13 protein-coding genes and 1 pseudogene are annotated in these 18,185 nt (G+C 69.7%); 5 read left to right on the plus strand and 9 right to left on the minus strand.

The window, feature by feature from the left end; genetic code table 11:
• Positions 1 to 64 precede the first annotated feature (64 nt).
• Complete coding sequence (locus ACIQK6_RS07305) at positions 65 to 997, plus strand: universal stress protein (RefSeq protein WP_329096488.1); 933 nt, start codon at positions 65 to 67, stop codon at positions 995 to 997.
• Positions 998 to 1,701: 704 nt separating this feature from the next.
• Here ACIQK6_RS07305 and ACIQK6_RS07310 read toward each other — a convergent pair.
• The 4 genes from ACIQK6_RS07310 to ACIQK6_RS07325 all read right to left on the minus strand — a co-directional run bounded on the left by ACIQK6_RS07310 (position 1,702) and on the right by ACIQK6_RS07325 (position 6,516).
• A complete protein-coding gene (locus ACIQK6_RS07310) occupies positions 1,702 to 3,234 on the minus strand; it encodes a YfcC family protein (protein ID WP_329096490.1) in 1,533 nt (510 codons plus the stop codon).
• Entirely contained in the window at positions 3,231 to 4,184 is a 954-nt protein-coding gene (gene arcC / locus ACIQK6_RS07315) for a carbamate kinase (RefSeq protein ID WP_402694458.1), read from the minus strand. The genes ACIQK6_RS07310 and arcC overlap by 4 nt, the downstream gene beginning before the upstream one ends.
• 33 nt (positions 4,185 to 4,217) lie before the next feature.
• Complete coding sequence (gene argF, locus ACIQK6_RS07320; RefSeq protein WP_329096493.1) at positions 4,218 to 5,219, minus strand: ornithine carbamoyltransferase; 1,002 nt, start codon at positions 5,217 to 5,219, stop codon at positions 4,218 to 4,220.
• 73 nt (positions 5,220 to 5,292) lie between these two features.
• Positions 5,293 to 6,516, minus strand: coding sequence for an arginine deiminase (locus tag ACIQK6_RS07325; protein ID WP_326746965.1), 1,224 nt, complete (start codon positions 6,514 to 6,516; stop codon positions 5,293 to 5,295).
• 731 nt (positions 6,517 to 7,247) lie between these two features.
• On the opposite strand from ACIQK6_RS07325, the gene ACIQK6_RS07330 reads away from it, so the two are divergent.
• Complete coding sequence (locus ACIQK6_RS07330) at positions 7,248 to 8,087, plus strand: hypothetical protein (RefSeq protein WP_402694459.1); 840 nt, start codon at positions 7,248 to 7,250, stop codon at positions 8,085 to 8,087.
• Between the two features lie 147 nt (positions 8,088 to 8,234).
• Here ACIQK6_RS07330 and ACIQK6_RS07335 read toward each other — a convergent pair whose 3' ends face one another.
• On the minus strand, positions 8,235 to 9,935 hold the full coding sequence (locus ACIQK6_RS07335; protein WP_329096499.1) for a sulfate permease: 1,701 nt from the start codon (positions 9,933 to 9,935) through the stop codon (positions 8,235 to 8,237).
• A 54-nt stretch (positions 9,936 to 9,989) separates the two neighbouring features.
• Positions 9,990 to 10,784 (minus strand): polyphosphate kinase 2, encoded by a 795-nt coding sequence (gene ppk2 / locus ACIQK6_RS07340; protein ID WP_329096501.1) that lies wholly within the window; start codon positions 10,782 to 10,784, stop codon positions 9,990 to 9,992.
• Positions 10,785 to 10,964: 180 nt separating this feature from the next.
• Between ppk2 and ACIQK6_RS07345 the strand changes: the two genes are divergently transcribed.
• Complete coding sequence (locus ACIQK6_RS07345) at positions 10,965 to 12,647, plus strand: GAF domain-containing protein (RefSeq protein WP_402694524.1); 1,683 nt, start codon at positions 10,965 to 10,967, stop codon at positions 12,645 to 12,647.
• Positions 12,648 to 12,663: 16 nt separating this feature from the next.
• On the opposite strand, the gene ACIQK6_RS07350 is transcribed toward ACIQK6_RS07345, so the two are convergent.
• On the minus strand, positions 12,664 to 13,158 hold the full coding sequence (locus ACIQK6_RS07350) for a pyridoxamine 5'-phosphate oxidase family protein (protein WP_402694460.1): 495 nt from the start codon (positions 13,156 to 13,158) through the stop codon (positions 12,664 to 12,666).
• A gap of 126 nt (positions 13,159 to 13,284) precedes the next feature.
• Positions 13,285 to 13,611, minus strand: coding sequence for an STAS domain-containing protein (locus tag ACIQK6_RS07355; protein ID WP_329096506.1), 327 nt, complete (start codon positions 13,609 to 13,611; stop codon positions 13,285 to 13,287).
• Between the two features lie 261 nt (positions 13,612 to 13,872).
• Here ACIQK6_RS07355 and ACIQK6_RS07360 point away from each other — a divergent pair.
• Positions 13,873 to 14,599: pseudogene (locus ACIQK6_RS07360) on the plus strand (response regulator).
• 68 nt (positions 14,600 to 14,667) lie between these two features.
• Here ACIQK6_RS07360 and ACIQK6_RS07365 read toward each other — a convergent pair.
• Positions 14,668 to 15,543, minus strand: a complete 876-nt coding sequence (locus ACIQK6_RS07365) for a universal stress protein (RefSeq protein WP_402694461.1) — start codon at positions 15,541 to 15,543, stop codon at positions 14,668 to 14,670.
• A gap of 244 nt (positions 15,544 to 15,787) precedes the next feature.
• Here ACIQK6_RS07365 and ACIQK6_RS07370 point away from each other — a divergent pair, with 244 nt between their 5' ends.
• Positions 15,788 to 18,157: a phosphoketolase family protein gene (locus ACIQK6_RS07370; RefSeq protein WP_329096511.1), complete on the plus strand. Its 2,370-nt coding sequence runs from the start codon at positions 15,788 to 15,790 to the stop codon at positions 18,155 to 18,157.
• Positions 18,158 to 18,185 lie beyond the last annotated feature (28 nt).

Here is an 18,185-nt window from a genome sequence, read left to right on the forward strand (position 1 = left end):
GCCCGGCCGCCGGTCCCCGGACCAGTGCCGCAAACCACCCGAAGACCCCTCACCCGGAGGAATCATGTCACGTACCGTCATCGCCGCTGTGGACGGCTCGGCCGAGTCGCTGGCCGCTGCGGACTGGGCCGCCCACGAGGCACAGATGCGCCGTCTGCCCCTGCACCTCCTGCACGTCTGGCAGGACTGGTCACGGGCCTTCGCCCACGCCCCGTTCACCGGCCTGGACACCACGCCCTGTGAGGGGGCGACCGCCGCACAGCACTACGCCGAGCAGGTCACCCACGACGCGTCCGACCGGCTGCGGGCGGCGCACCCCGGCCTGGAGATCAGCGTCGAGCAGGTGCACGGCCGCCCCGCGGAGGTGTTGCTGTCCGCCGCAGAGAAGGCGGAAGTCCTGGTCGTGGGTTCACGAGGGCTGGGTGGCCTGGCCGGCTTCCTAACCGGATCGGTGTCCCTGCCCGTCATCGCGCACGCCGAGCGTCCGGTCGTCGCCGTACGGGCCGGGGAACGGGCCGAGTGTGAACCGCTCCCCGGGACGGGCGACCACGGGGACCGCAAGGGGCAGTGCCTTGACGTGGTGCTCGGCCTCGACCTCTCCAGGCCGTGCGACGAGCTGCTCGCGTATGCATTCGAAGCCGCCGCTGCCCGAGCGGCCACCCTGCGGGTCGTGCACGGCTGGAGCGTACCGGTGGTCGAAGGGTACGACCCTGCGGCGGCCGACCCTGGCCACGGCGTCGCGCTGGGACTGCGCGAGGCGAGCGCACTCACCGACGTACTGCGGTCGTGGCGCGGCAAGTTCCCCCAGGTCGAGGTCAAGGAGCAGTGCCTGGTGGGACGGCCCGCGGGCCACCTCGTGGAAGCGTCGAAGGAAGCCTCGCTGCTGGTCGTCGGACGGCGCATACGCCGGGCGGCGGTCGGAGCACACATCGGCCCGGTCACCCACGCAGTGCTGCACCACGCCACGACGCCCGTGGCGGTCGTCCCTCATCTCTGATCGTCGCGAGCCTCACCAAGGACGGATACACCCCGGCTGCGGTCCCCCGACGGACGCCGTCGCCCCTTGACACCAGGAGCCCTCGTCGCGCAGCTGCGCGACGAGGGCTCCTGGTGTGCTGCGATCGCAGTGGTCGGTGCGTTGCTTGTCGTACCGGGTGGAAAAGACGGAAGCCACTGCGGCGAGGGGCGCGATGGGGCGGTCGGTCCGGGTCCACAGGCCGGCCGGGAAGGACCGTTGCGGCAGTCCCCGCGCGTCCCCACCACCTCGACCAAAGCGTCCGTGCAGGCCTTGCCCGCCCGTCTGCGCCGACGCAACTCTCAAGCCTGCCAAACCCCGATGGGCGGCCGCCCGACGCCGCGAGCGTATCCGCATCGGTAGCCGCAGCGAGACGGCCATCCGGTGGGGCGAGCGCCCCACCAGTGGCCCGTCGGCGCTGTCGCACTGCCAGTCCACAGCGAGGACGGGAATCACGCCCGTGCAGTCGCTCCGATGGCCGGCAGTCCGGGCATGAGGCCCCACCACCTTGAGCGGCCACGGGACACCATGCCCTGCCCGAGCTCACGGTCGCGGCTCAGAGGAGCGCCCAGGGCCCTGTTGGCGCCGTCCGGCGGAGCCCACAGGTCCGCCTCGTGCTGGGCACACGACGGTGGCCGGCTGGTCGGTGTCCCGACCAGCCGGCCACTTGCCTGCCCCGTAGCGATTCAGCGCACTGCCGCACCGAGTGCGAGGAATCCGGCGACGGCCACCAACAGAGCACCCATCAGTGGTGCCATGAAGCGCAGGTACCGGTCGTAGCGGACCTTGGCAAGGGCGAGGCCTCCCATGACGACGGCCGAGGTGGGCGTAACGAGGTTCACCCATCCGGAAGCCGACTGGTACGCGGTCACCACCAGAGCCCGGCTCACTCCGGCGAAGTCGGCCAGGGGGGCGAGGATGGGCATGGCGAGGGCCGCGTGGCCGGACGAGGAGGGGACGAAGAAGGCCAGCGGGAGGTTCACCGCGAACATCAGTACGGCGAACACTCCGGAGGACGTGTCGGCCACCGCGCTCTGCAGGACGTCGAGGATGGTGTCGGTGACACTGGCGTTGTTCATGATCACCGTGACTCCCCGGGCCAGCATGACGATCAACGCCGCTCCGATGAAGTCCCCTGCGCCGGCGGTGACGGCGTTCACCGTTCCCTTCTCGCCCAGGCCGCCGACCAGCCCCACGGCGACCGCCGCAACGATGAACAGGGCGGCGAGTTCGGGGAAGTACCAGCCGAGGGTGGGCAGGAAGGTGACGTGCAGATCGGACCAGGGGACGACGGCGAAGATCATGAAGAGGAACGTGGTCGCGAAGAGGCCCAGGACCGTGCGCTGGCGACTCGTGAGCTTCGCCGCTTCGCCACCCTCGGCCTTGATGCGGAGGTCGTCCTCGGTGAGGGGTGTCAGCGACCGGGAGGGGTCCTCGGTGACGCGGCGGGCGTAGCGCACGACGTAAGCGGCTGCCAGGGCCGTCAGGCAGACCCACATCACCAGTCGCAGGACGATGCCGTCTCCCGTGCCGATGCCGGCGCTGTCGGAAGCCACTCCGGTGGCAAAGGGGTTGACGGTCGAGGCGAGGGTGCCGACCCCGGCTCCCACCATGACGACCGTCGCAGCGACCATGCGGTCGTAGCCCAGGCTCAGCATCAGGGGGATCATCAGCCCGTAGAAGCCTAGGGTTTCCTCGGCCATGCCGTACGTGGTCCCGCCGAGGGAGAACACCGTCAGCAGGACCACCAGCAGCAGGGTCCTGCGGTGGTGCAGACGCTGCGCGAGGCGCGCCACTCCCGTCGTGAGTGCCCCGGTGCGCATCGTGACGGTGATGAACGCGCCCACGGCCAGTATGAAGAGGAACACGCCCGCCGCGCCCGCGAAGGAGCCGGTGCCGCCAGGTGCGGTGAGGCCGGTCCCGGCGTCGGTGACGCCGTACAGACCGTTGACCGGGGCGAGGAACAGGTCTTTGAGCCGCTCCCAGAATCCGGTGGTCAGTTCTACGGAGTGGTAGGTGCCCGGTACGGGGCTGCCGTCCTTGGTGTCGTAGCGGCCGGCGGGGATGACGAACGTCAGGGCCCAGACTGCGACGGTGACGACGATCAGGACGGTGAAGGCGGACGGGAACCGAAGCCGCCGCCGTGGGGCGTCGGGCGCGCTGGAGTCCGTTCTGGCTCTGGCCGGCTGTGGGGATGCGGGTGCGCTCTGCAGAGTCATGTCAGGTCCTGTGTTCCGTCGTGGCGGGCTTCGCGGTAGCTGCCGCTGGGTGTGACGACGGTGCCGGCGGCTCCGTCGAGGATGGCTCGGGCGTCTTCGAGAGCGCCGATGGCCGCCATTCCGCCGGTGAGCTCGACGAACCGGCACACGGCGTCGACCTTGGGTCCCATGGATCCGGCGGGGAACTGCTGGGCTCTCAGAACTGCGGGTGTGGTCCGTCCGATGGGCTCGGCGCCGGGGGTGCCGTAGCCGAGCGAGACGTGGGGAACGTCCGTGAGGAGCAGGAGCGCGTCGGCGTCGAGCGCCTCGGCCAGGAGGACGGCGGTGAGGTCCTTGTCCACCACGGCTTCGACGCCGGTCAGCTGCCCTTGTTCGTCTCGGATCACCGGTACGCCGCCGCCTCCTGCGCACACGGCCACCGCTCCCGAGTTGAGCAGCAGCCGGATGAGCCGTGTTTCCACGACGCGTTGTGGACGGGGGGACGGTACGACGCGTCGCCAGTGGGCACCGTCCTGCTTGACCGTCCAGCCGCGTTCGGCGGCCAGTCGCTTCGCTTCGGTCCGGTCGTAGACCGGGCCCACGAATTTGGCCGGGTCGGTGAAGGCGGGGTCGGCCGCGGAGACGAGGGTCTGGTTGAGCAGGGCGCAGACCTGCCGTTCGGGCAGGGCGTTCTGCAGGGACTGGAGCAGCCAGTAGCCGATCATGCCCTGGGTCTCCGCGCCGAGGACGTCGAAGGGGTAGGGGCTGCTCAGGGAGCGGTCGGCGGCGCTCTGGAGAGCGAGCACGCCGACCTGAGGTCCGTTGCCGTGGGTGATGACGAGTTCGTGCTCGTGCGCGAGGGGGGCGAGCGCGGACACAGCAGCGCGGATATTGGCGAGCTGTACGGCGGCGTCCGGCCGCTCCTCGCGGCGGAGCAGGGCGTTGCCGCCCAATGCGACGACTACACGCATGACGTGTTCTCCGGAGGTCGAGGGGATGCCGGTTCAGTCGCCGAGGGTGGCGACGAGGACGGCCTTGATGGTGTGGAGCCGGTTCTCGGCCTGGTCGAACACGATGGAGTGCGAGGACTCGAACACCTCGTCGGTGACCTCCAGTGCGGTCATGCCGGTCCGCGCAGCGATCTTGGCGCCGACGGTGGTGTCGCTGTTGTGGAAGGCCGGAAGGCAGTGCATGAACTTGACCGCCGGGTTGCCCGTCGCCTCCAGGGTCTTCGCTGTCACCTGGTACGGCTTGAGCAGGGCTATGCGCTCGTCCCACATCTCCGGCGGCTCTCCCATGGAGAGCCATACGTCGGTGTAGACGAAGTCGACGCCGGCCACGCCTTCGGTCACGTCCTCGGTCAGGGTGATGCGCGCACCGCTGACGGCCGCCGCCCGCCGCGCGTGGTCGACGACGTCGGAGGCGTTGTGCAGGGATCGCGGGCCGACCATGCGTACGTCCATGCCGAGCATCGCCGCGACGATCAGCAGGGAATTGCCGACGTTGTTCCTGGCGTCGCCCAGGTAGGCGAAGGACACCTGGTTCAGCGGTTTGTCGGTGTGCTCCCACATGGTGAGCACGTCGGCGAGCGACTGGGTGGGGTGCCACTGGTCCGTCAGGCCGTTCCAGACCGGAACGCCGGCGTGCTGGGCCAGCTCCTCCACCAGGCGCTGGTCGCTGCCCCGGTATTCGATCCCGTCGTAGTAGCGGCCGAGGACGCGTGCGGTGTCCTTGATGGACTCCTTGTGCCCGAGCTGGGAGCCGGCCGGGTCGAGGTAGGTCACGTGCGCGCCCTGCTGGTGCGCGGCCACTTCGAAGGCGCATCGGGTCCTCGTCGACGTCTTCTCGAAGATGACGGCGATGTTTTTGCCGCGCAGCCGCTGCTCCTCGCGTCCCTCGCGGCGGGCCGTCTTGATGGAGGCGGAGAGTTCCAGCAGGTGGCGGAACTCCTCGGGAGTGAAGTCGAGTTCCTTGACGAACGGGCGCTGGTGCAGGTCGTCGTGCATGGCGGGCTCCTTGATGTGTACGGGGTGTGTGCGGCGGGCGGATGACGGGGACGCGGGGGCGCGGGAGGGGTGGTCAGGCGGCCTCGCGCTCGATGGGACAGGTCATGCACCGCGGGCCGCCACGGCCCCGGCCGAGTTCGCTGCCTCGAACGGTGATCACCTCGATACCGCTCTTGCGCAGGTGGGTGTTGGTGGTCACGTTGCGCTCGTAGGCGACGACCACGCCGGGTTCCACGGCCAGCACGTTGCAGCCGTCGTCCCACTGCTCCCGCTCGGCGGACCGCAGGTCCTGGCTCGGGGTGAGGACGTTGATGGACGGCAGACCCAGCGCGTCGGCGATGGCCCGGTCCATGTCCTCGGGGGCGTGGTCGGTGACCCTCAGCCCCTCCCCGCCGGTCCCGGGTTCGATCGTGGAGGAAGGCAGCATGCCGAGGCCGGCGTATCGGGTGAAGGTGTCGCCGCTGACCATCGTCATGACCGTGTCGAGGTGCATGAAGCTGCGGCTCTTCGGCAGGCTGACGGCCACGACCCGCTGGGCGGAACCCGCCGCGAACATGCGCAGGGCGAGATTCTCCACGGCCTGAGGCGTGGTGCGCTCGCTCATGCCGACGAGCACCGCGCCGTTGCCGATGACCAGGACGTCGCCGCCCTCGATGGTGGCGGGATAGGCCGCCTGTCCGTCGGACCACCGGTGGAACTCCCCCTTCGCGAAAAGGGGGTGGTGCTGGTAGAGGGCTTCGAAGTGAACCGTTTCACGGCGGCGTGCCCGTTTGTTCATCGGGTTGACGCTCACGCCGTCGTACACCCAGCACGAGGTGTCGCGGGTGAACAGATGGTTGGGCAGCGGCGCTAGGAGGAAGTCGTCGGGCGCCATGGCGTGCAGTCGTACGCTCGGTATCGGGCCCGTACGCTCGAGCAGTTCCGCCTTGGTGACGCCGCCGATGAGGCAGGCGGTCAGGGCGGCCGGCTCCAGGGAGTCGAAGTGCGTGCGGAGCCGGTCGGTGCCGAGGATGCCGAACTCGCGTTCGTCGAAGACCCGGTCCAGCACGAGCTGCCGTGCCTCGATGCCGTCCAACGTCTCGGTGAGCAGGTCGGCGAGGAGGTGCACGCGCACTCCGCGGTCCCGCAGGACATCGGCGAACGCGTCGTGCTCGTCGCGGGCGCGCTTGGCCCACAGCACGTCGTCGAAGAGGAGCTCGTCCTTGTTGGTGGGTGTGAGGCGTGTCATTTCACGGTCGGGGCGGTGCAGGATGACCTGCCGCAGCCGGCCGGTCTCGGAGTCGACGTGAAACGTCATGGGGTCCCCCGGAGGTGAGACGGAAGGTGCGCTCGACGGGCGCCGTAATGGGATGTGCGCCCGGCCGGGCGTCCTCTGGGGGCGCCTCGGGGAGCACTTGAACTCTGTCACTTGCGCCCCCTCATGCCCGGCGGCAACAGTCCCTGGTGGCGGGCCGGTCGGCACTCTCCGGGAGGACCTGTTCGGTCGCTTCGCAGGGCCCTTCGGCCCTGTATGGCGACGGTCGGGAAACGAACGCGGCGGGGACGAGGGACACCCGCGGTCAGAGGTCTGCGTGCCTCGCAAGGGCCACGGGCGGCCGGCAGGGGTCCCGCGCGGCATACATGGCGGCGCCCCAGAACGCGCCACTCGGTGACGGGCACGTACAGCGGCGGACCTCCACGACCGCCCCGCCAAACCGCTCTACGACGACACAGACGTCGAGAACACACTGAGGGTCTGCGCGAATGTCGGAATCGGCAGCGAGATCCGGTCTTCTTGCAGTTAAGTGACCATCCAGCCGCTACATCGTTAGGCCATTCGTGCGGGAGCTGGAACGGAATTTGATAACTGCGGCCGAGGAACCCATCAAGCCTAGCTCGAGGGCCCGCCCGGCAAGGGCTAGGAACTCCCAGTCCGCTGCCGTCCGCCACGACATATCACCAGTCACCAGGAATCCACCCTCGAAATTCCAGGGCGCGTATGCAAGCGCCGTCACCGTTGCGCAAGGTCCCGACACATGGAGAGGCCTCATGGACGTCAAACCCTGCGACGGCTGGGTTCATACTTTGAGCGAGCAAACCCTCTGCTTCACCGGCAAAGTCCTCATGGATGGCGAATGGGTCATTCGAAAGGACTGCGAGGAGATGATCCAGCAGTTCGGTGCGAATTCCAAGCCGGACTTCTCCCGAAAGATCACCGTCGTCGTCCACGGTGATCTCGCCAGTCAGCTCGTAACCGACTCGCACCGGGAGTACAGCAAGAAACTGGTCCTCGCCGCACGGGAACGCGAACAAGGACATCACGTATGCGTGGTGGATGGGAACGGATTCGTCGACTTGATCGATGGAAATCCCGCGCCCTGCCGAGAGCTGCAACGGGCTCAGGGCGCGGACGGCGGCGTCTTCGTCCTCGCACGCTCCGGAGACGGGATCTTGGGCGGCCCCCTTCATCGACGCAAGGTCGGGCAGCACGGAACCGGAGCCCTGTCGCTCGACCTCGATCACCTCGACAGGGGCACCAGGGCTCACGAGGCAACCATCGCCGCACTCATCGAGCACCTGGCCTACCAGCAGGTCGAGGTACGCGGGCACGCACGCAATGCCCCACGATTCGACGCCGGCTGGTCACGTGGCGATGACATCTTCATCGCCGAGGTCAAGAGCTTGACCGGCGCGAGTGAGGATCAGCAGATTCGCCTGGGGATCGGGCAAGTCCTCGACTACACGCACCAACTACAGCTCGGGCGCACCGACATTCGGGTATGCCCCGTCCTGGCCCTGGAGAAGCGGCCAACTGAACCGAGGTGGACCTCGCTCACGGAAGCCAACGGAATCCTTCTCACATGGGCTCCCGTCTTCGCAGGATGCTGAGCCAAAGACTTCACCCCGCCATGGGCAGCCGCCCCCGGCGCACGGCGGCAGACGATCCCATCGAACACCCGAACCGCCCGGACCGCATTCCGCCGACTCAGTCACCAGCAGGGGCCGGGCGGCATTTTTCGGGGCGGCAGGTCCTGCTCATTCCGCCGCGAACCCTGCCCCGCGGCCCCATGCCCGATAGGCCTCCAGAGCCGTGGGCAGGGTCGGGTAGATGCGGTCGGCGCCCACCGAGGCGGTCAGGCCGTAAGCGTCCAGGTCCTCGCGGAGTTCCTGTTTGACCCTGGCCAGGGCGAGGACGATGCCGCGGTCCTCGAGTTCCTGGCGGAGTGTCTCCACGGCGTCCAGCGCTGTGATGTCCACCTCCACGTTCGCCTCGGTGTTGAGGACGAACCAGCGCGTCGGAGACCGCTGCTCGTCGACCGCTGCCAGGGCACGGCGGCGGAAGTTCTCCGCGTTGGCGAAGAACAGCGGCGAGTCGTAGCGGTAGATCAGCAGCCCCGGAACCGTCCGCGCCGTCGGGTAGTCGTCCACGTCGTGCATGCCGGCGAGCCCGGGCACCATGCCTTCCACGGCGTCGTGCGGGCGGGCCACACGGGCCAGCAACTCGACCACGGACAGGATCACGGCGACGAGCACGCCGTACAGGATGCCGAGGGCCAGAACACCCAGGAGGCATCCGAGCGCCAGCAGCAGCTCGCGCCGGCGGAAGGCCGCGAGACGCCGGAACTCGCCCACTTCGACGAGGCGGACGGCGGCGTAGACCACGATGGCGCCGAGGACGGCGCTCGGAGTGTGAGCCAGGAGCGGCCCCAGGAAGAGGAGGACCATCAGTACCGCGAGTGCGGCGAACAGGGAGTAGGCCTGGCTCCGTGCCTTCGCCGACTGGGCCAGCGCGGTGCGGCTGGCGCTGCTGCTGACGGGGAACCCGTGCATGAGGCCCGCCCCCAGGTTCGCCGCCCCCAGGGCGAGCAGCTCACGGTTGGGGTCGAGCGGAAGCGGGTCGCCCCGGTCGGCGAAGGCCCGGGCGGTGAGGATCACGTCCGAGTAGCCGACGAGAAGGACGCCCAGCGCCGGGATCACCAGCTGCGGAAGGTCGCCGGGGGTCGGCAGCGCGGGCACGGGCAGCCCGGAGGGTACGGATCCGATCACGGCGATCCCGTACCGCTCGTCCAGCCCGAATGCCGCCACCAGGGCGGTGACGGCGACAAGGGCGAGCAGGGGACGCGGAACCGTCCGCCAGTACCTCGGCGCCACCAGGAGCAGGACGAGCACAGCGGCGGCCAGGACGACGGTCGGCCAGTGAACGTCCGAGACGTTGAGGGCGAAGGTGTACAGCTGTGAGAAGAAGCCGGAGCCGGTGGCTCGTACTCCGGTGAGCCGGGGCAGCTGGTCGACGATCATGATCAGGGCGACACCGGCGAGGTAGCCGACGAGCACGGGCCGTGAGAGCAGGTCGGCGAGGAACCCGAGGCGCACGGCCCAGGCCGCCAGCGACACCAGGCCGACGACCACGGCGAGGGCCGCCGCGAGAACCGCGTACCGGCCCGGGTCCCCTCCTGCGAGCGGCCCCACGGCGACGGCCGTCATCAGCGCGGTGGTCGACTCGGGTCCCACCGACAGCAGCCGTGAGGAACCGATCAGGGCGTAGAAGACCATGGCCGGCAGCACGGCCCAGAGCCCCACGACCGGTGGCAGCCCGGCCACCCCCGCATAAGCCATGGCCTGGGGCACCAGATATGCGGCAACGGTGATGCCGGCCAGTGCGTCCCGGCCGAGCCATGCCTGGCGGTACCCCCGGAGTCCGAGAGGCAGCAGGGACGGCTTTCCACGTGCGGACATCGCGCTCCTCGCTGACGGTGCACTCGGCAACTCCGCGTCGGCATCCGCCGCCCTTCAGCCCTTGCCGAGCGTGGACGCATGGTCGGGGACGGCGTTCTGCAGGTCCTTGGGAGGACGCTGGTATCCGGTGGAAGGAGGACGGGGCGGCAGGGTGAGTGAAGGCAGGGCCACGTCCGCGTAGGGAAGCGAGGACAGCAGGTGGGCGATCATGTTGAGTCTCGCGCTGCGCTTGTCGTCGCTCTCGACCACGTACCAGGGGGCGTCCGCCGTGTCGGTGTGGACGAGCATTTCGTCCTTGGCCCGCGAGTAGGCCTCCCAGCGCGTGAGGGACTCCAGGTCCATCGGGGAGAGCTTCCAGCGCCGCAGCGGGTCCTTCGCCCGGGCGCGGAACCGCTCCTCCTGCACTGCGTCGCTGACGGAGAACCAGTACTTGCGGAGCAGGATCCCGTCTTCGACGAGCATGCGCTCGAAGAGCGGACACTGACGCAGGAAGAGCCGGTGCTCCGCCGGTGTGCAGAAGCCCATGACGTGCTCGACTCCGGCGCGGTTGTACCAGCTGCGGTCGAACACGACGATCTCACCGGCGGCGGGCAGGTGCTCGACGTAGCGCTGGAAGTACCACTGGCTGCGCTCCCGCTCCGTCGGCGTGGGCAGGGCCGCGATGCGTGCGACACGGGGGTTGAGGTGCTCCGTGACACGCTTGATCGTTCCTCCCTTGCCCGCCGCGTCGCGGCCCTCGAAGACGACCACGAGCCGAGCGCCCTCCGCACGCACCCACTCCTGGAGTTTGATCAGCTCCGTCTGGAGCCGCAGCAGCTCGTCCTCGTAGACCGCCTTCTTCAGGCCCATGGCGCATCCTCCCCGTCGTCGTCCGGCGCTTCGGTCACGTCAGTCTCGGCTGGCATCCGCGCGCAACGATGCCCATCGGGCCCGGGCGTGTCGATACGCTGACCGTGGATCGGGCAACCGAGCGAGCCGTCGGAGGGGAAGCACGTGGGTGTGAGGGATCCGTTGACGCAGGTACCGCGGATGCGGCTGGACGAGCTGCTGGACGAGCTCCAAGCGCGCATCGACGAGGTGCGCGGCACCCGCGACCGGGTGCACAGCCTCCTGGAAGCCGTGGTGTCGGTGGGGCGGGAGCTGGATCTCGCCCAGGTACTGCGGCGGATCGTGGAGGCGGCCGCGCTGCTCGTCGACGCCGAATACGGCGCGCTGGGAGTGATCGGCCCCGACGGCCGGACTCTCTCACAGTTCCTGACCGTGGGGCTCACGGATGCGGAGATCGCCGAGATCGGTCCCCTGCCGGCGGGCCACGGCCTGCTCGGGGAGGTCATCCACCACCCGGAACCGCTGCGCCTGACGGATCTCGGCGCGCACTCCTCGTCCTACGGCTTTCCGGCCCATCACCCGCCGATGCGTACGTTCCTGGGTGTGCCGATCCGGGTCCGCGAGGAGGTGTTCGGCAATCTCTATCTGACCGACAAGCGTGGCGGAATCGACTTCGACACCGAGGACGAGACGGTGATCTCCACCCTCTCGGTGGCGGCGGGTGTCGCGATCGACAACGCACGGCTCTACGAGGGCTCGCAGCGCCAGCAGCGATGGCTCAAGGCCAATGCGGAAATCACCGAAAGCCTGCTGTCCGGCAGCTCCCGCCCGGCGGTGCTGGAGCTCATCGCCCGCCGCGCACAAGAGATCACCGCGGCACGCCTCGCAGACATCGCCATGCCCGTGGCCGGTATCGACGGCCTGGTCGTGGAGTTCGCGGCCGATGCGGACGGAGCCGAGCGGCAAGGTCTCGTCGTCCCCTTCGCGGGCACGCTCGCAGGAGCGGCGCACCTCGCCGGCAAACCCGTCACAGCGGTGCAAGCCTGGGCCGACGAGCGCTATCCCGCTGAGTCCCAGATTCAGGAAGGGTTGGGGCCCACCGTGGCAGTCCCGTTGGGCACCGCGGGCGGCGAAAGCAGAGGTGTCCTGCTGCTCGCGCGCCCGGCGGGAGAGCCGGCGTTCGGCGAGGGCGAGCTGGAGCCGCTCGTCGCCTTCGCAGGTCAGGCCGCACTCGCCTTGGAGCTGGCGGAGCGGCGCCGGGACGCCGAGCAGATAGCACTGCTGGAGGAGCGCGACCGGATCGCCCGTGACCTGCACGACCTGGCGATCCAGCGGCTCTTCGCGACCGGCATGACCTTGCAGAGCGCTGCCCGGCTCGTCGAGCACGAAGGGGCGGCCGAGAGGGTCGGCCGGGCGGTCGACGACCTGGACGAAACGATCAAGATCATCCGGTCGACGATCTTCGGGCTGCGTACCAAGGACCGCGAGGGCGGCCCTGGTTTGCGGGCGCGCGCCGCCCGTGCCGTCGGCGACGCGGCCACCACCCTCGGTCACCCGCCGCGTCTGAGCATGGAGGGCCTGCTCGACACCGACGTACCTCCGCACATAGCCGACCACGTCATGGCTGTGCTGGGTGAACTCCTCAGCAACGCCGCCCGCCACGCACAGGCGACCCGGGTCGGAGTGACCCTCAAGGCGGGCCAGGGCGAGGTCGTGCTGACCGTCTCGGACAACGGGAAGGGCATTCCGGCCCAAGGCCGCAGAAGCGGCCTGCTCAACCTCGACGAGCGGGCGCGGAGCCTGGGCGGCTCCTTCACTCACGAGACTCCGGATGACGGGGGTACAAGGCTCGTCTGGCGGGCTCCCCTCCCCACCGGGGGCTGAGGACCGGGGCAAGGCGTCAGCCCCGGGCCGCGGGCACGTGCTGCGTCGGGTCCGCCTCCAGCCGGAACCCGGTGACGAGATCCGGACGGATCCTCAGGGTGCTGGTCATCCGGTGCGCCACCCATGGACGCAGCAAGTGCGCGTACCGGTCCATCTCGTCGGCATCTGACACCACCCTCGCGTAACCAGTGACGACAACGCTCCAACCGAGGTGCGTGACGGAATCGATGACGTCCGCTTCGTAAGCGACCACCACGCCGGGAGCGTCGGCGGGTGCCGCCAGGGATGCCAATGCCCCGTCCTCATGTATCCGGACGATGATGGCCTCGTTCTCGACGAGATGGTTCACCGGTCGGACGGCGGGCAGCGCGTGCTGTGTGAAGACGATGCGCCCCAGGGACACCGTCGAGAGCAGCCACAGAGCCTCGGCCCTGTCCAGCTCCCGCATGTAGCGGCGGGCTGTCGTGTCACCGACCTCTCGGGCCCGTAGCGGGTTGCCTTCGTGATCCATGCTGCTTACCTTCGTCCGGCCCCGATGGGCCCTTGCGGCTTCCGCGTCCCAGCCTTCACCGCGATCCACGGGAGAACCAGGGCCGAACGGTCCCCGTCCAGGGGCGAGATTCGGACGCCCGCTCGATCACGTCACGGCGAGCGGCAGGCTGCGGTCGACACCGAGCACCTGCATGGACTTGACCAGCAGGGGTGGTACGCCGCGGAGCAGGAGCTGGGTGCCCGCGCTACGGCAGCGCTGGTGGAGCCAGAGGAAGAGTTCGATGCCTGAGCTGTCGCAGAAGGAGATCCCGGACAAGTCCAGGACCATGTTGCGGTGGCCGAATCCGGCGAGTTCGGCGAGGCGTGGTTCCACTCGTCCCGCCGTATGGAAGTCGAGCTCTCCGGCCAGGGCGATCCTCAGGCCGCGGTCGTCGCGTGCCACGGTCCTCAGGTCGATCAAGGCGGTCGTCATGGTGTCCTCCGCGCTGCGTGCGGCTCCGTCGAGTCGCGCCGTTCCCCGTGCACCCGCAGTTCATCGGGTGCTGAGTGCACTCGGGAAGGCCCGGCAGGCCCTCGGACAGGGCCGAAGGTCCCTCCTCCTCTGCCCACACCGGCCCTGCCGCGCGCAGCGGCAGGTCGATGCGGGCCTATCGGCCCTGTCCGTTCCGCCCGTACGGAAGGCAGGATGCCGGTGTTCGTGCGTTCGGGACGAACCAGGCGAAGGAGTTGCGTCATGACCGGCAGCGGTGCCCACTCCCACGCGACGAGCGCGAGCGGCGCGACCGATCCCATCAGCATCTTCCTGCTCGACGACCACGAGGTCGTGCGCAGAGGGGTGCACGACCTGTTGGACGCCGAGTCCGACCTGACCGTGGTCGGTGAGGCGGGCACGGCGGAACAGGCGCTGGTCCGCATCCCCGCACTGCGCCCCCCGGGTCGCGATCCTGGACGTACGGCTCCAAGACGGCGACGGGGTGAGCGTGTGCCGGGAGTTGCGCTCGCGGATGCCCGAGCTGGCCTGTCTGATGCTCACGTCGTTCGACGACGAAGAGGCGCTGCTGGACGCCGTGATGGCGGGGGCCTCCGGATACGTGCTCAAGCAGATCACCGGCACCGACCTGGTGACCGCCGTCCGGACGGTGGCCGCGGGCCAGTCGATGCTCGACCCCGGCGCCACGACGCGGCTGCTGGCCCGCATGCGCGGCGACGTGCCGAAGGAGGAACAGGTCCCGGGGCTTCCCGGCTCCACGGACCGGGAGAAGGAGATCCTCCTCATGGTCAGTGAGGGTCTTACCAACCGGGAGATCGGCAAGCGGCTGTACCTCGCGGAGAAGACCGTCAAGAACATCATCTCGCGGCTCTTCGTCAAGCTGGGCGTGGAGAGGCGCGTCCAGGCCGCGGTGATCGCCAGCCACGCGCTGACCCCACCCGGCCGGCACCCGATCCCGGCCGCGGAGTAGGAACCGCCCACGGTAAGGGCCGGGCACGCCGCACGACGGCGAGCCCGGCTTCAACCGTCGATTCGGCGTCAGTGGTGCGGGACGACGGCGACGGGGCAGGCCGCGTGGTGGAGCACGGCATGGGCCACCGAACCGATGCGCGTACCCACCGCCGACTCGCAGACCCGGCGGCCGACGACGACCAGCTGGGCGTCCGAAGCCTCCGACAGCAGCACGTGGCCGGCGCTGCCCCGCTCCACGTGCGCGACGACCTCCACCTCGGGAAACCTCAGCCGCCACGGCTCCAGCGCCTGGTCCAGCGCGGCCTTCTCGAACGGCTCCAGACCGCCGAACTGCTCGGCGATCCACATCGAGCCGGGGCTGTATCCGTACACCGGGGGCAGGTTCCAGGCCCGGACGGCGCGGAGCGGGACCTTGCGCGCCGCGGCCGCCTCGAACGCGACGCGCAGTACCTCGGCTGATTCCTCCACTCCACCCTGCTGCCCCACGACGACCTCGCCCTCTTCCGGCACGGCCAGCGGCCTGCCGTGGCGGGATCGGACGGAGACGACGGGGCACTCGGCGGCCGCGATCACCTGCTGACCGTAGGAGCCGAGCAGGAAGCCGAGCAGGGCTCCGTGCCCGCGGGTGCCGAGGATCAGCAGCTCGGCTTCCTTGGCGGTGCGCAGCAGGGCCGGCACGGGCGTGTCGCACAGGACTTCTGCGGTGAGCGCGAGCGACGGGTACCGGTGGGTGAGCTCCTGCTCGACCTCCTTCAGGATGTCGTCGGCCCGGCGGGATTCGGTGTCGCGGTCCTGGACGATCGGGACGGCGAGCGGCTGCCACAGCCAGGCGTGGACCACGTGCAGGGGCAGGTCACGCCGTACGGCTTCGCGCGCGGCCCAGTCCGCGGCGGCCCGGCTTTCCGGGGATCCGTCCACTCCGACAACGAGGGTGCGCTTCACAGGTCTGTCCTCCGTACTGATGCGAGAGGCATCGGGGTCGGCCGGCGGGGATTGGGCGGCGCCGGCCGGGGGAAGGACCGGCGCCACCGGGATTCACCTTGCTCGTGCTGGGCAGGGGCGCAGAAGGGCCAACGGTCCCTCCTCGAGGGCCGGTCCTCCTCTCGCGGCCGCACCACAGCAGGGGCAGGGTGTCGGTATCGGCCCCGTCGACGAACGTCCCGGACCCTCAGACGCAGGAGCGGACATGACCGCGTTGAGCGCGCATTCGATCTCGCAGCTGGACGCCCACTGGCGCGCCGCGAACTACCTGGCCGTCGGTCAGATCTACCTCATGGGCAACCCCCTGCTGACCCAACCGCTGAGGCCGGAGCACATCAAGCCGCGGCTGCTCGGCCACTGGGGCACCTCGCCCGGCCTCAACCTGGTGCACACGCACCTCAACCGCGTGGTCAAGGAGCGTGCGCTGGAGGCCCTGTGCGTCTGGGGTCCGGGACACGGAGGTCCCGCCGTCCTGGCCAACTCCTGGCTGGAAGGGACATACAGCGAGACGTATCCGGACGTGAGCCGCGACGCCGACGGCATGGCCAAGCTGTTCCGGCAGTTCTCCTTCCCCGGCGGGGTGCCGAGCCATGTGGCGCCGGAGACCCCCGGTTCCGTCCACGAGGGTGGGGAGCTGGGTTATGCCCTGGCCCACGCCTACGGAGCCGCCTTCGACCACCCCGGCCTGCTGGTCGCGTGCGTCATCGGCGACGGCGAGGCCGAGACCGGTCCGCTCGCCGCGTCCTGGCACTCGAACAAGTTCCTCGACCCGGTCCACGACGGCGCGGTCCTGCCGATCCTGCACCTGAACGGCTACAAGATCGCCAACCCGACCGTCTTGTCCCGGATCCCCGAGGACGAGCTCGACGCGCTGCTGCGCGGCTACGGGCACGACCCGCTGTACGTGACCGGCAGTGACCCCACCCAGGTCCACCACGCCATGGCCCGCGCGATGGACCACGCCCTGGACCGCATCGCCCTCATCCAGCAAGAGGCACGGACGGCGGGCACCGACCCCGGCCGAGAGTACGCACGCTGGCCCATGATCGTGCTGCGCACGCCCAAGGGCTGGACCGGTCCGGCGAACGTCGACGGCGACCCGGTCGAGGGCACGTGGCGGGCCCACCAGGTCCCGCTCGCCGGTGTGCGCGAGAACCCGGCACACTTGCAGCAGCTGGAGGCCTGGCTGCGCTCGTACCGGCCGGAGGAGCTCTTCGACGCCGACGGTCGGCCGACGGCCCAGGTCCTGGCCTGCGTGCCGGACGGCGAGCACCGCTTGGGCGCCGTGCCGTACGCGAACGGGGGCCGGCTGCTGCGGCCGCTCCCGCTGCCCGCGCTCGACCAGCACGCCGTCCCCGTCGACAAGCCCGGCCGCACCCTCCACGAACCGACCCGCGTCCTCGGCCGCTTCCTCACGCAGATCATGCGGGACACGGCTGAGCGACGGGACTTCAGGGTCGTCGGGCCGGACGAGACCGCCTCCAACCGGCTGGACGACCTGTACGAAGCCACCGGCAAGGCCTGGCAGGGCATCACGGAGGCCACGGACCGGAACCTGTCCCGCGACGGCCGGGTCATGGAGATCCTCTCCGAACACGTCTGCCAGGGCTGGCTGGAGGGCTACCTCCTCACTGGCCGCCACGGCCTCTTCTCCACCTACGAGGCCTTCGCCCACATCGTCGACTCCATGGTCGCCCAGCACATCAAGTGGCTGAAGACCTCGCGCGAACTGTCCTGGCGAGCGCCCATCGCCTCCCTCAACTACCTGCTCACCTCTCACGTCTGGCGCCAGGACAACAACGGCTTCTCGCACCAGGACCCCGGATTCGTCGACCACGTCCTCAACAAGAGCCCCGACGTCGTACGGGTCTACCTGCCACCGGACGCCAACACCCTCCTCGCCGTGGCCGACCACGCCCTGCGCAGCCGCGACCAGGTCAACGTCATCGTCGCCGGCAAACAGCCCTGCTTCGACTGGCTGCCCATCGACGAGGCCCGCACCCACGTGACGCGCGGCGCCGGCATCTGGGAGTGGGCGGGCACCGACCACGGCTCCCGCGAACCGGACGTCGTCCTCGCCTGCGCCGGCGACGTACCCACCATGGAAGTGCTGGCCGCCGCGGCCCTGCTCCGCGAGCACCTCCCCTCGCTGGCCGTCCGCGTCGTCAACGTCGTCGACATCGCCCGGCTCATGCCCCACGAGGAACACCCCCACGGCATGACGAACCCCGAGTACGACGCCCTCTTCACCACCGACAAGCCGGTGATCTTCGCCTACCACGGCTACCCGTGGCTCATCCACCGCCTCGCCTACCGCCGGACCGGCCACCCCCACCTGCACGTCCGCGGCTACAAGGAGTCCGGCACCACGACCACCCCCTTCGACATGGTCGTGCGCAACGACATGGACCGCTACCGGCTAGTCATGGACGTCATCGACCGCGTACCCGGCCTCGCGACCCGCGCCGAAGGACTGCGCCAAGCCATGGCCGACCAGCGCATCCGACACCACGACTGGATCCGCGAACACGGCACCGACCTGCCGGAAGTCGCGGACTGGTCCTGGCCGTACTGAACACGCGCCGAACAGGGCCTACCGGACC

This window comes from Streptomyces sp. NPDC091682 (assembly GCF_044756625.1).
GTDB lineage: Bacteria > Actinomycetota > Actinomycetes > Streptomycetales > Streptomycetaceae > Streptomyces.